Origin of the sequence: Aestuariirhabdus sp. LZHN29 (genome assembly GCF_049985285.1) — a bacterium.
In the GTDB taxonomy this organism is placed as follows: Bacteria; Pseudomonadota; Gammaproteobacteria; order Pseudomonadales; family Aestuariirhabdaceae; genus Aestuariirhabdus.
In genome coordinates, this window is record NZ_JBNIEU010000001.1 from 585514 (window position 1) to 598721 (window position 13208).

Here is a 13208-nt window from a genome sequence, read left to right on the forward strand (position 1 = left end):
GCCTCGAATAAAAATAGCCCCTTCGAACGATATCCATATACCCCAAAAACTCGTTGTAATGGGGTCAATATAACAACAAGATCAGCCTACTCCCATGCAACTCAATGATGCTATCCAATCCCGGCGCACCGTGCGCGGCTTTACCGAACAGCAGGTTACCCCCTCACTGCTGAAGCAGATCTTCAGTAACGCCCAATATGCGCCCTCCAACTGCAACACCCAGCCCTGGCATACCTTTGTGGTTAGCGGAGAGCGGTGTCGAGCGCTCGCCGACAACCTGTACCAGCACGTAAGCGCGGGAAACCCTCCCCAACCCGACTTTGGTTTTATGGCCTCCTACGAAGGGATCTTTCGAGAGCGCCAGGTCGCTTGTGCGCAGGAGCTCTATAAAAACATGGGGATAGAACGAACCGACAAAGCCGGGCGCATGCAGGCGCTACTTGAAAACTACCACTTCTTCGACGCTCCCCATGTCGCCTTTATTGGTATGCCCCGCAGCTACAGTACCGTCAATGCCGTCGATATTGGCATCTACGCCCAGACCCTGATGCTGCTAATGACCGAGCAGGGCATCGCCAGCTGCCCCCAGGGTGCCCTCGCCTATTACCCGGATCGAGTGCGTCAGGAGCTGGGCATCGACCAGCAGACCGGCATCCTGCTGGGCATCTCCTTCGGCTACGAAAACACTCACAATCCAGCCAACAAAACCCGTGTAGGACGAGCACCCCTGGCGCAGTGCACTACCTTTATTGACTAAGGAGCCGACGAACACCGAACCCGGACACTCAAACAACAATAACGATCGGAGACCCCATGCAACTGACCCAAAGCCTGCACCGCAATATATCCCAACGCCCCGACCAGATCGCAGTGATTGATGGCGGCACCCGTTATACCTACCACGAGTTGGGTCTGCGCGTCGCCAGCGCCGCCTCGGCCTTTCGCCAACTCGGGATCAATGACGGTGAACGAGTAGCCATCTTGTCGCTAAACTCCACCACCTACCTCGAGTACGTGATGGCGGTTCCCTGGGCTGGGGGAGCCATCAACCCGGTCAATATCCGCTGGACCGCCAACGAGATCGCCTACTCGCTGGACGATTCGGACACCCGCATCCTGCTCGTCGATGACACTTTCGTGCCGCTGATGGAAAAGGTTCAGGCGCTATCCAGTTCGCTGCAAACCCTGATTTACTGCGGCAATAAAACCGCGCCTGAGGGCATGCTCGATTATCAGGCCCTCGTACGCGATAGCCCCCCCATGGATGACTGTGAGCGCAGCGGCGACCAACTGGGCGGGGTTTTCTACACCGGCGGCACCACTGGCTTTCCCAAGGGAGTGATGCTCAGCCATACCAATCTGGTAGGCTCCAGTATTTCAGTGGTCGCGGACAACATCATTACCGACGGCGCGCGCTACCTGCACGCAGCGCCGATGTTCCATATGGCAGATTTTGCCATGATGATGGCCGTTTATATGCGCGGCGGCGTTCACATAGTCAACCCGGCCTTCGACCCCTCCCGGGTACTCGACACCATTTCCAGTGAGCAGGTCTCCCACGTACTGCTGGTGCCGACGATGGTACAGATGACCCTGGCCCATCCGGAATTCGATCGTTTCGATCTGTCCAGCCTCGATACCATTATCTACGGCGCCTCGCCGATGCCTCTGGATACCGTAAACGCCGCTATGGAGAAGATCCCCCACGTTGGCTTTATCCAGGCCTACGGGATGACCGAGCTGGCCCCGCTGGCCACGGTTTCCGGTAAGGATAATCACACCACAGCCGGTCTGGAGAGTGGCCGCATTCGCTCGGCCGGACGCGCCGGCGCGCTGCAGCAGGTCAAGATTGTCGACCCCGCCGGACAGGAGTTACCACGGGGTGAGATCGGAGAGGTGATCGTGAAGGGCCCCAACGTCATGCTGGGGTACTGGAACAAACCGGAGGCGACCGCAGAAGCGATTCAAAACGGCTGGATGCACACCGGTGATGCCGCCTGGATGGATGATGGCGGTTATATCTACATCTCCGATCGCCTCAAGGATATGATTATTTCCGGCGGCGAAAACATCTACTCCGTTGAAGTCGAAAATGTGCTGATGCAGCATCCCTCGATCGCCGCCTGCGCCGTCATAGGCATTCCCAGTAGCGAGTGGGGCGAGGCCGTTCACGCCGTACTGGTCAGCGCCGACGGTAACGAGCTCGACGTACAGGAGGTGCGGCAGCACTGCCGGGAGCAGATCGCCGGCTACAAGATCCCCCGCTCCGTGGAGTGGATAGACACCCTTCCCCTGTCCGGTGCCGGAAAAATTCTTAAAACGGCACTACGCAAACCCTGGTGGGAGGATGCCGGCCAGAAGAGCTGACCGCGGAAGAAATCGATGGTGTCACCCGCCTCCTGCCTACCCCGCGCATTTGACATATATCACCGCCCGTAGCCTTTAGGGTCACGAGCGGTGATCGCTGCACAGCACTTTTATTTCCTTACGGCTAAAAAACTCCTGCTTTTGCTAACCATTCGCTATGTCTGGCACCACTACAGCGGGAAAAAACGTCTTAAAACCAGCAACGCGATACCCTCTCGTATTGAAATACGCGACGCCGTCACATTATTTAAAACACCTTGAAAAACCGTACCCAGACGTCTACCTTGGATACGGATTGCGGCCTAAAATAGACGGCAATTACCTATTTTCGACATGGACATTAGCCTGATACTGTTTGCGGTAACACTTTTACCGAAACATTCAAGGAGTCAAGATGAAACTTTCTACCCTAGCTGCCACCTCAATCGCCGCGCTGCTGGCCGTCACCTCGATTGAGGCCCATGCAATTAACGCCCAGCGCGAACTGCAAAAACAGGGGTGCCTCAAGTGCCATGCCGTGTCCCGCAAGAAGGATGGCCCCTCACTGAAAGAGATCGCCGCCAAGTACGACGGTGACCCGGAAGCCGTAGCCAAGCTTAAGGAGCATGCCACCTCCACCCCCACCATCGAGGTGAACGGTAAGGAGGAGACCCACAAGGAGCTCAAGCTCGAAGGCGAAGATATGGATACCGTCTTGAACTGGATCCTGACTCGCTAAAAATTCAGCAATACCGAATCCCGTATCAGGCGGGATTCATCATGGAAGAGAGGGTAACTGGCTATGTGGCAATCACTGTTTGCATTCATTAAAAAATGGTGCACCCTGCCGATTATTGCAGCGTTCGTCATCGGTATCGGCCTGACGATCAGCACAAACGCCTTTATCAGCTACAGCAACAGTGAAGCGTTCTGCATCTCCTGCCATGAGATGCGCGACAACGTCTACATGGAATACCAGGAGACGATTCACGACATGAATCGCACGGGCAACCGTACCACCTGCGCCGACTGCCACGTACCTCGTGAGTTCTTCCCCAAGATGATCCGCAAGATCAAGGCATCCAAAGAGCTCTGGTACATGCTTACCGGCAAGATCGATACCCCGGAAAAGTTTGAAGAGCACCGCTACGAAATGGCGCTGAATGAGTGGCGCCGCATGAAAGCCAACGATTCAGCCGAGTGCCGCGCCTGCCACAACGTGGACGCGATGGACCCCAGCAGACAAACGGAAGAGGCACAGGATCGACACAAGCGCGGTTTCGCGGAGGGCAAAAGCTGCATCGACTGCCACTTTGCCATAGCCCACTTCGAACCCGACGGCGAACTCAGCCCGGAGGATCTTTAACAACAACGGCGCGGCTCACCCCGCGCCTTTTGCGTTATTGGGAACCTAAAAACCGACACTTATAGTCGGGTATACCCAAAAGCAGAACGACAACATACAGGATTTATAGTGGGCCGGGGCTTTAGCCCGACCCACTAAAGCAAGACTAAAACACAGGACTTGAACCCTGCGGTCGGGAGCCGCGGGTTCGCAAAAGGAACGGAACCTGACGGACCGTGATTCGAACATTTAGAAGCTCACCATAGAGGCTTCAGATGTTTTGCTTGATAAATAGAGGGAGAAAACTATGGATAGGTACATACCACTTCGCGTTCTGAAGGGGCTTGGCTTGGGGGCAATTCTGGTGTCAGCAATGGCAGCGGTTCAGCCCGCAGTCGCCGCGGAAGATGAAAGGGGTGACCTGGTACTCAAAGGCGACGCCGAGTGTACCCGCTGTCACGACGAATACGAGCTCTACCCGGTGCTGTCGATCGGCAAGACCAAGCACGGCACCATGGCCGATGGCCGCACACCCAGCTGTGCCAGCTGCCACGGCGAGAGCAAGGAGCACCTGGGTGGCGCTGACGATCAGCCCAACCGCCCACTACCGGACATTCTGTTCGGCAAAAACTCGAAAAACACCGCGGCTGAACAGAGCGCATCCTGCGAAGGCTGCCACTCCGGTGGGGATCGCATCTACTGGGCCAGCAGCACCCACAAGGCAGAAGACGTAGCCTGTAGTTCCTGCCACCAGGTGCACGCCCAGCAGGACAAGGTGCGCGAGAAGAAAACCCAGGCCCAGGTCTGCTTCAGCTGCCACAAAGAACAGCGCATGCAGTACACCAAGTTTTCACGTCACCCCATCGAGGAGGGACTGGTAACCTGCTCCAGCTGCCACAACGCCCACGGCGGTACCGGACCTAAACAGCTGGTTAAAGATACCGTGACCGATACCTGCTACCAGTGCCACGCCGAGAAGCGAGGACCCTTCATCTGGAACCACGAGCCGGTGCAGGAAGATTGTGCGCTGTGCCACAACCCTCACGGATCTAACATACCTAACATGCTAACGGTACGTACACCCTACCTCTGCCAGGAATGTCACGGTGGTGAAAGCACTCACCGCGGCCATGCCCCAGAGCAGGATGATGTCTACACCGCGGCGCGGGGTTGCGTGAACTGTCACACCAATATCCACGGTGGCAACAGTCCTATCGACAGCAGCAAATCTCGAACCTTCAGGCAATAACAGGGAGAAGTGACCATGAAGATTTACAAGCAATTCCAACCACTGCCTCTCTGCGTTGCCATTAGTGTAGCCTTGAGCGGTGCCGCTTGGGCGGAAGAGGAAGAACTCAAACCCTATACCGAACCCGATAGCAGCTTCTCGCTGGGAGCCGGCTGGGTTAGCGATGATAACTACTACTTCAGCCAATACAGCAGAGCCGACGACAAGGGGTTCTACCCTCTGTTTGGCGCCGACATTAATCATCGAGATGATGAAACCGGCACCTGGATGAGGCTGAGGGCCGACGGCGGAAGCCTCAGTTTCGAGCATAATCGCCAAGGGGACTGGAAATACTCCATCGGCGTCGACACAATGCGACGTAACTATCCCTACAACTACAATACAACATTGAAAGGATCCACCAAGGAGATCCAGGACGTATCCGGGAGCGCACTGCGCGACAAGGACTATAAGGTCACCCGCGATAACATCCGCCTCGGCGGCACCAAGTGGATCAACAAAGAGTGGTCAGTTGACGCTAACTTCCGCAGCGAAAAGAAAGAGGGCGCTCGCCCAATGGGAGCTGGCTACTTTGCGGCTGATCCCGTCTTTTTCACGGAACCGGTAGACGCCAATACCCAGGAGTTTGACGCCTCAGTGATGTTTACTGGGGAGGCACTGCAAATTCAGGCTGGCACCTATGTGCTTCACTACGATAACAAAAAGGAAGCTGTTTATCTGATGGACGGCGGAGTTCCCTACGACCTCCCAGGATTTGGCTCCCCCAACGTCGATAACTATGTATCAGCACTGCCACTGGATAGCACCTCCTGGCAGGGTTATGTGAACGGCGGCTACAGTTTCACCGACTCGACTCGGGGTGATTTCCGTTTCGCCTACGCAAAAACCACCCAGGATGACTCTTTCTACGAGCCAACACAGGTCGGTGGTTATAAGGACCTGGACGGGGAGGTCGCCGAAACCAACGTCAGGCTCGGTATTGTCTCCCGCCCCATCAACAAGCTGACTCTGCGCGCCACTTATCGTTATCGGGATAAAGATGACGAGACCCCTGAGCGCCAGTACAAGAACGCAGCGGGTCCTGCTGAGCCAGATGATTTCTACGTGCAGCGTGATCTGACTACCCATACCGTAGACACCGAAGCCAGTTATCGACTGCCGATGAACTGGAAGCTCACCGGTACGGCAGGCTACGAAAAGATCAAACGTCCCGATGATGTCACCGGCAATATCGATAAATATAAGGAAACCGAGGAAAACACCTACGGCCTGCGGGTCAAAAAGCGATTCATGGATAACCTGAGCGCGAGCTTGCAGTACGAATACAAGGACCGGGATAATTCTGGCCTTGAAAAATCTGCAGCACAGCTTGACGACTTTGATCCTATCTATACCGCCGAGCGCACCCGTAATGAAGGTAAGCTGCTGGTCGACTGGTCACCCACGGGGCAGCTGTCTACTCAGTTTTTGCTGAAGGCCTACGAGGATGACTACGACCTGCGTAACCAGTTGGGCGTTGATGAGATCAAGGGCTACCTGGTTTCACTGGACGCCAACTATGCCCTCAATGACGACTGGGAACTGAACGGCTGGGTCTCTACCGACCGACAGAAACAGGACCAGTACAATGGAGGGCTGCCTCGCTCTGGGCCTCCTATCCGTGAAGACTTTAAAGCCGAACTGGAACAGCGCGGCGTTGCCTACGGCATTGGTGTCAAGGGCGCCATCACCGAAGACTTAAAGGTCGGTGCTGAATACAACTACCAGAAGGATAAAAACGACTACGATCAGAAAAATGTTGCCAATACGACAGCGACCGATCTGGACTCTATCGAGTACAAGCAGCAGCGGGTCAAGTTATTTGGTGACTACACCATCGATCAGCAATCCAGTGTTGGCCTGAGCTATAGCTACAACAAGCTCAAAACCGATGACTGGACCTATGACGGCTGGACTTACGATAAAGGCAATACGGTAGACCAGGACGACAACGAAATCGTCCACTTTATCGGGGCTTCTTACCGGTATAGCTATCAGTAGCGGTTAAGGTCGCGCTCGCGGCCAAACCCAACCTCTCAAGGCGCACCCCGGTGCGCCTTTTTTATGCCCCACCCGTAGGTCGGACTAAAGCCCGCCCCCCCACAAACAACGACCAGCCCGACTACTGCACCTCCAGCGTATACCCCACCTTTTCCAGCAAGGTGACCTCACGCTCAAAGTCGGCGCGAATCAGCGGGTGCTGATGCAACCAACCACTGCCGAGATTGAGGGTCAGGGTTGTGCCCTCTACGCCGAGCCGATACTCGGGCAGGCTGTCTTCGCTACGGATATGGTTGAGCACAATGGAAAGCCGCAGCAGAATCGACAAACGCAGGATACGGTCGCGATAGTAGCTCGACATATTCTCGTACAGGTGCACCGGCAACGAACGACGATGACTGCGAATCAACAGCGCAACGGCCCGCTGCTCGTAACTGGTGAAGCCGAGCATATCGGAGTGACGCACCAGATAGTCGCCATGCTTGTGGTAGCGGGTATGGGAGACGGCCATGCCCAGCTCGTGCAACCAGGCTGCGGTGCTGAGAATCTCCCGCTCGTAGCTGCCCAGGCGCCAACTTTCGGCAACCTGTCGAAAGCAGCCGAGCGCCTGCTTGCGCACCCGGCGAGCATGCTTCCTGTCGATGCGATACCGGTCTATGAGTGCGTTCAGGGTGCGCTCTCGCACATACTCATGCTGCTGGCTCCCCACCATGTCATAGAGCAACCCTTCGCGCAGGGCTCCATCGGAATATCGCATCCGCTTGAGACGAAGGGCATCGAACACGGCGGAAAGAATCGCGAGCCCGGCAGGAAAAATGGTACTCCTGTCAGGCCTGAGGCCATCAAGCTGAATACGATCTACATGCCCCATCTCAATAACCTGCTGGCGCAGGCTTTCCATTCCTGCGCGGGTAATTCCCTGCTCGGTAACGCCCGAGGCAACCAGCACCTGCTCCACCGACTTGATGGTGCCGGAGGACCCCAGCACCTCATCCCAACCCAGGCGCCGATAACTCTTGAGCACGTTGAGCACTTCCAGCCGCGCGGCATAGTAGGCCTGATCAAAGCGATCAGCGGTCACCTCTCCATCGGGGAAAAAACGGGTGCTAAACACCACGCACCCCATGTGCAGGCTCTCCAGCAGCTTGGGCTCGAAGCGCTTGCCGATAATCAACTCGGTGCTGCCGCCACCGATGTCCACCACCAGTCGCTGGCCATGGTCATCGGCCTGGGTATGGGAGGCACCCAGGTAGATAAGGCGAGCCTCTTCCCGACCGCTGATCACCTCGACAGGGCATTTAAGAATCGATTCGGCGGTACGGGTAAACTCCCGGCGATTGCGGGCCATACGCAGCGCCTTGGTACCCACCACCCTTACCAGGTCAGGCTTCATACCCTCTATGTACTGAGCAAAGCGACGCAGGCAGGCCCAACCACGACGCATCGAACGCTGGTCAAGATTGCCTTCGGCGTCGATACCCGCCGCCAGCTGTACTTTTTCACCGATGCGCTCGATGGGTCGAATCTCACCATGCTCGTAGCGGGCTACGATCAGGTGAAAACTATTAGAACCCAGATCAATGGCAGCGATCAGCTCATGGGCGCGTTCATTCGTGGATACCGCTTTCGCATCCATCGACTGTTGATCTCCCATCAATACTCCTTTCCCCTCAACACTTCACCGATCATCGACAACGGACTCCCGCCAACACTTGAAATCGTCTCCAATGGAGCCATATTAGCTTAACAGAGTGGTACGCCATTGCATCAGAAACCTGCCTGCCCTATGCCAGCCGCAGGACGGGTGCTATTATGAGCAAAATTTGAACCTGCAAACCGGAGATGTATAGATGAGTGAACATATCGTCAACGTGAGCGACACGTCTTTTGATGATGACGTACTAAAGGCCGACGGGCCCGTACTGGTTGATTATTGGGCGGAGTGGTGCGGCCCCTGCAAGATGATCGCGCCGGTGCTCGACGAGATCGCGAAGGAATACGAGGGCAAGCTCAAGGTTTGCAAGATTAACATCGATGAGAACGAAGCCACCGCCCCCAAGTACGGCGTGCGTGGTATCCCTACCCTGATGCTGTTCAAGGCCGGTAACGTGGAAGCCACCAAGGTTGGCGCACTGTCCAAGTCCCAGCTGACCGCCTTTATTGACAGCAACATCTGATACTCTGAGCCCCGGATCTTCCAGACCGGGGCTCAGTACTCACTACAGATCACGTAATTAGGGCCATTACTGGACTCCATCCCTATTCGGTGTTAGATTTCTGCTACACCTTTCGTCGCTCCTGCGACACTTGAATAAGAAACCCATAAAAACACCAAAATAACTCCTGCAGACACCACCTGACCTCAGGATCGTTCCGCTGCTGCCGAATCCTCAGCACAGCCTCATAACCCCCTTTGTGCCCACTATGAATCTAACTGAACTTAAGAAAAAACCTGTCCAGGCGCTACTCGATATCGCCATTGAGATGGGCCTCGACAACCTCGCTCGCTCTCGCAAACAAGACGTTATTTTTACCATCCTCAAGCGTCATGCGCGCGGTGGTGAAGATATTTACGGCGATGGCGTGCTGGAGATCCTGCAGGACGGCTTCGGCTTCCTTCGCTCCGCCGACAGCTCCTATCTGGCGGGCCCGGATGACATCTACGTTTCACCCAGTCAGATTCGCCGCTTTAACCTGCGCACCGGGGACACCATTTCCGGCAAGATCCGCCCACCCAAGGATGGCGAACGCTATTTCGCCCTGCTTAAGGTCAGCGAGATCAACTTCGACAAACCGGAAAACGCCAAGAGCAAAATTCTGTTCGAGAACCTCACGCCGCTGTTCCCCAACGAACGCTTTGTGATGGAAGCCGGCAACGGCTCTACCGAAGACCTGACCGCACGAACCATCGACATGGTGGCACCGTTCGGAAAGGGTCAGCGCGGACTTATCGTCTCCCCGCCTAAAGCGGGTAAGACCCTGATGCTGCAAAACATCGCTGCCAATCTCGCACGCAACCACCCCGATGTACACCTGATCGTACTGCTGATCGATGAGCGCCCCGAGGAGGTGACCGAAATGTCCCGCTCGGTGCGCGGAGAGGTGGTCGCCAGTACCTTCGACGAGCCGCCAGCCCGTCACGTACAGGTCGCTGACATGGTGATCGAAAAGGCCAAGCGCCTGGTCGAGCACAAAAAGGATGTGGTTATCCTGCTCGACTCCATTACCCGCCTGGCGCGCGCCTACAACACCGTCATCCCCTCCTCCGGCAAGGTTCTCACCGGTGGTGTCGACGCCCATGCCCTGGAGCGTCCCAAGCGCTTCTTCGGGGCGGCGCGTAACATCGAAGAGGGTGGCAGCCTCACCATCATAGCCACCGCCCTGGTCGAAACCGGCTCCAAGATGGATGACGTCATCTTCGAGGAGTTCAAGGGTACCGGTAACATGGAGCTCAACCTCGACCGCCGTATCGCTGAAAAGCGGGTTTTCCCGGCGATCAACATCAACAAATCCGGCACCCGCCGCGAAGACTTGCTGGTTCCCGAGGAGGAGCTGCAACGCTTCTGGATCCTGCGCAAGATTCTCCATCCAATGGATGAGATCGCCGCGATTGAGTTCCTACTCGACCGCATGAAAGACAGCAAAACCAACGAGGAGTTCTTCCTGTCCATGAAGCGCAAGTAGTGCGGACCGGAAACCTCCCAGCACGGCCCTGACCGATGAAATATCGCGACCTGCGTGATTTCCTGCGCCAGCTCGAAGAGCGAGGCGAACTCAAACGGATCGACACCGAGGTCGATCCGTACCTTGAGATGACAGAGATCGCTGACCGTACCCTGCGCCAAAAGGGTCCGGCACTGCTGTTTGAAAACCCTAAAGGGTTCGACACACCGGTGTTGGCCAACCTGTTTGGTACCCCCGAGCGGGTAGCGCTGGGCATGGGTGCCGATTCGATCGACGCCCTGCGCGAGATTGGTAAGCTGCTCGCTTACCTCAAGGAGCCCGAGCCCCCCAAAGGGATGCGCGACGCGCTGGAAAAGATGCCACTGCTTAAAAAGGTGCTCTCTATGAGCCCCAAGGTGGTACGCAAGGCTCCTTGCCAGGAGGTTGTGATCGAGGGTGAGGCGGTGGATTTACACTCGTTGCCCATCCAGACCTGTTGGCCCGGTGACGCAGGACCGCTGGTTACCTGGCCACTGGTCATCACCCGCGGACCGCTCAAGGAGCGACAGAATCTGGGGATCTATCGTCAGCAACTGATCGGGCGCAACAAGCTGATCATGCGCTGGCTCTCCCACCGCGGCGGAGCCCTCGATTTCCGCGACTGGCAACAGCAGCACCCAGGCGAACCCTTTCCGGTTAGCGTAGCGCTGGGGGCCGACCCCGCCACCATACTGGGGGCCGTAACGCCCGTGCCGGACAGCCTGTCGGAATACGCCTTCGCCGGCCTGCTGCGCGGCAGCAAGACCGAGCTGGTAAAGAGCATCGGCAACAACCTGCAGGTGCCCGCCAGCGCCGAATATGTGCTGGAGGGATATATCTACCCCGACGAGATGGCGGACGAGGGCCCCTTTGGCGACCACACCGGCTATTACAACGAAGTAGATCGTTTCCCGGTCTTTACCGTGGAGCGCATTACCCACCGCCACGAGCCGATCTACCACAGTACCTATACCGGTCGCCCCCCCGATGAACCCGCGGTACTGGGTGTCGCGCTTAACGAAGTGTTCGTACCCATTCTGCAGAAGCAGTTTCCAGAGATTATCGATTTTTACCTGCCACCCGAGGGCTGCTCCTACCGCATGGCGGTGGTCACCCTGCGCAAGCAGTACCCGGGACATGCCAAACGGGTCATGCTGGGGGTTTGGTCCTTCCTGCGCCAGTTTATGTACACCAAATTTATTATTGTCTGCGACGAGGACGTTAACGCCCGCGACTGGAACGATGTTATCTGGGCGATGACCACCCGAATGGACCCCCGACGGGATAGCGTCTTCGTCGACAACACGCCCATCGACTACCTCGACTTCGCCTCTCCCGTATCGGGGCTGGGTTCCAAAGTAGGCTTCGACGCCACCAACAAATGGCCAGGAGAAACCGATCGCGAGTGGGGCGAACCGATCACCATGAGCGGCGAGGTCAAGCAGCGCGTTGACGAAATTTGGGACCAGCTCGGCATCGATTCGTGAACTTTCGCCTGAGCATCGCCCCGTTACAGGAGAGCATCCCCCTCGACACCTCCCTCAGCCTGCTCGAAAACTTGCGCAAGCAGGGCTACCAACTCCCGTCGAGCTGTCGTAACGGCAACTGCTATATTTGTGAAACAACACTGGTTAAGGGTGAGGTCGAATCCCGCCGGGGTCAGCGAACCCTCGCCAGCCAACAACCACACACCATCTACAGCTGTATCAGCTACCCCCGTAGCGATCTGGAGATAACCGCCGCAACCCTGCGACGATCAGGAGAGTTAAGAATGACCCCACTGGCCTGTCAGGTCCAATCCATCGAGCGACTGAATCACGATGTCTATCGTGTGCAGCTATTGGCCCCCGCAGGCCAACTGCCAGAATTTTATGCCGGTCAGTACCTGATGCTGGAGCTGGAAGATGGGCAACAGTGTCCCTTTTCTATCGCCAGTGCACCCGGGCGCCTGTCCCGGCACCGAGAGATCGAACTGCACATTCAACACGCAGCAGCCAGCGAGATCTCCGACCGAATTCTGCATAGCGTACAGCACAGCAAGGTGGTCAAGGTGATACTTCCCCAGGGTAATTGCCACCTGCAAAGCATTCCCCAGACCCCGCTGGTGTTTCTGGCCGCCGGTACCGGGTTCGCACAGATGAAGGGAATGATCGAGCACTGCCTGGAGCAGCAGCACCTGATGCCACTGCACCTCTATTGGGGTGTGCGCAAGGTGGAGCACTTCTACCTGCCGACACTGCCCCATAGCTGGTCACAGCAGCATCGAGTCACCTTTCACCCCGTCATCAGCGACGAGCAGGATGCCGACTGGGATGGGCGCTGCGGGGCGCTGCACCACGCGGTGGTCGAAGATATTGCAGATCTGGGGGATGCCCATTTTTACATCTGCGGGTCACCGCAGATGGTCTACGCCAGCCTCGACGACCTCATCGCCGCCGGCGTCGAGCGGTCGCGCATCCATTCCGACGTGTTCGATTACGCTCCCCGCGAAGGCTAGGGAGCGCAGGCTAGTCAGCGAACGCACGC

11 protein-coding genes are annotated in these 13208 nt (G+C 56.8%); 10 read left to right on the plus strand and 1 reads right to left on the minus strand.

All coding sequences use genetic code 11. The annotated features are described in order from the left end of the window. Positions 1 to 94 precede the first annotated feature (94 nt). From ACP3PW_RS02785 to ACP3PW_RS02810, 6 genes are all read left to right on the plus strand, one after another. Positions 95 to 757 (plus strand): nitroreductase, encoded by a 663-nt coding sequence (locus ACP3PW_RS02785; protein ID WP_426415137.1) that lies wholly within the window; start codon positions 95 to 97, stop codon positions 755 to 757. A gap of 56 nt (positions 758 to 813) precedes the next feature. Continuing rightward, a complete protein-coding gene (locus ACP3PW_RS02790) occupies positions 814 to 2367 on the plus strand; it encodes an acyl-CoA synthetase (RefSeq protein WP_426415138.1) in 1554 nt (517 codons plus the stop codon). Positions 2368 to 2761: 394 nt separating this feature from the next. Beyond that, a complete protein-coding gene (locus tag ACP3PW_RS02795; RefSeq protein ID WP_426415139.1) occupies positions 2762 to 3085 on the plus strand; it encodes a c-type cytochrome in 324 nt (107 codons plus the stop codon). Positions 3086 to 3148: 63 nt separating this feature from the next. Beyond that, entirely contained in the window at positions 3149 to 3712 is a 564-nt protein-coding gene (locus tag ACP3PW_RS02800; protein WP_426415140.1) for a NapC/NirT family cytochrome c, read from the plus strand. A gap of 286 nt (positions 3713 to 3998) precedes the next feature. Then, the gene (locus tag ACP3PW_RS02805; RefSeq protein WP_426415141.1) at positions 3999 to 4940 is read left to right on the plus strand and encodes a DmsE family decaheme c-type cytochrome; all 942 of its coding nucleotides are present in this window, start codon (positions 3999 to 4001) and stop codon (positions 4938 to 4940) included. Between the two features lie 15 nt (positions 4941 to 4955). Next, on the plus strand, positions 4956 to 6980 hold the full coding sequence (locus ACP3PW_RS02810) for an MtrB/PioB family decaheme-associated outer membrane protein (RefSeq protein WP_426415142.1): 2025 nt from the start codon (positions 4956 to 4958) through the stop codon (positions 6978 to 6980). 121 nt (positions 6981 to 7101) lie between these two features. Here the strand turns inward: ACP3PW_RS02810 and ppx are convergent, their stop codons facing one another. Then, the gene (ppx, locus tag ACP3PW_RS02815; protein ID WP_426415143.1) at positions 7102 to 8634 is read right to left on the minus strand and encodes an exopolyphosphatase; all 1533 of its coding nucleotides are present in this window, start codon (positions 8632 to 8634) and stop codon (positions 7102 to 7104) included. Between the two features lie 196 nt (positions 8635 to 8830). Here ppx and trxA point away from each other — a divergent pair, with 196 nt between their 5' ends. The 4 genes from trxA to ACP3PW_RS02835 all read left to right on the plus strand — a co-directional run bounded on the left by trxA (position 8831) and on the right by ACP3PW_RS02835 (position 13179). Next, complete coding sequence (gene trxA / locus ACP3PW_RS02820) at positions 8831 to 9157, plus strand: thioredoxin TrxA (RefSeq protein WP_426415144.1); 327 nt, start codon at positions 8831 to 8833, stop codon at positions 9155 to 9157. 247 nt (positions 9158 to 9404) lie between these two features. After that, a complete protein-coding gene (gene rho, locus ACP3PW_RS02825) occupies positions 9405 to 10664 on the plus strand; it encodes a transcription termination factor Rho (protein WP_426415145.1) in 1260 nt (419 codons plus the stop codon). 35 nt (positions 10665 to 10699) lie between these two features. Beyond that, a complete protein-coding gene (gene ubiD, locus ACP3PW_RS02830; RefSeq protein WP_426415146.1) occupies positions 10700 to 12169 on the plus strand; it encodes a 4-hydroxy-3-polyprenylbenzoate decarboxylase in 1470 nt (489 codons plus the stop codon). Next, on the plus strand, positions 12166 to 13179 hold the full coding sequence (locus ACP3PW_RS02835) for a 2Fe-2S iron-sulfur cluster-binding protein (protein WP_426415147.1): 1014 nt from the start codon (positions 12166 to 12168) through the stop codon (positions 13177 to 13179). The genes ubiD and ACP3PW_RS02835 overlap by 4 nt, the downstream gene beginning before the upstream one ends. The last annotated feature ends 29 nt before the right edge of the window (positions 13180 to 13208 follow it).

Coding starts and splice junctions, on each gene's coding strand:
- ACP3PW_RS02785 (WP_426415137.1), top strand. CDS start 95: ATGCAACTCAATGATGCTATCCAATCCCGGCGCACCGTGCGCGGCTTT.
- ACP3PW_RS02805 (WP_426415141.1), top strand. CDS start 3,999: ATGGATAGGTACATACCACTTCGCGTTCTGAAGGGGCTTGGCTTGGGG.
- ACP3PW_RS02810 (WP_426415142.1), top strand. CDS start 4,956: ATGAAGATTTACAAGCAATTCCAACCACTGCCTCTCTGCGTTGCCATT.
- ACP3PW_RS02790 (WP_426415138.1), top strand. CDS start 814: ATGCAACTGACCCAAAGCCTGCACCGCAATATATCCCAACGCCCCGAC.
- ppx (WP_426415143.1), bottom strand. CDS start 8,634: ATGGGAGATCAACAGTCGATGGATGCGAAAGCGGTATCCACGAATGAA.
- trxA (WP_426415144.1), top strand. CDS start 8,831: ATGAGTGAACATATCGTCAACGTGAGCGACACGTCTTTTGATGATGAC.
- ACP3PW_RS02800 (WP_426415140.1), top strand. CDS start 3,149: ATGTGGCAATCACTGTTTGCATTCATTAAAAAATGGTGCACCCTGCCG.
- ubiD (WP_426415146.1), top strand. CDS start 10,700: ATGAAATATCGCGACCTGCGTGATTTCCTGCGCCAGCTCGAAGAGCGA.
- rho (WP_426415145.1), top strand. CDS start 9,405: ATGAATCTAACTGAACTTAAGAAAAAACCTGTCCAGGCGCTACTCGAT.
- ACP3PW_RS02795 (WP_426415139.1), top strand. CDS start 2,762: ATGAAACTTTCTACCCTAGCTGCCACCTCAATCGCCGCGCTGCTGGCC.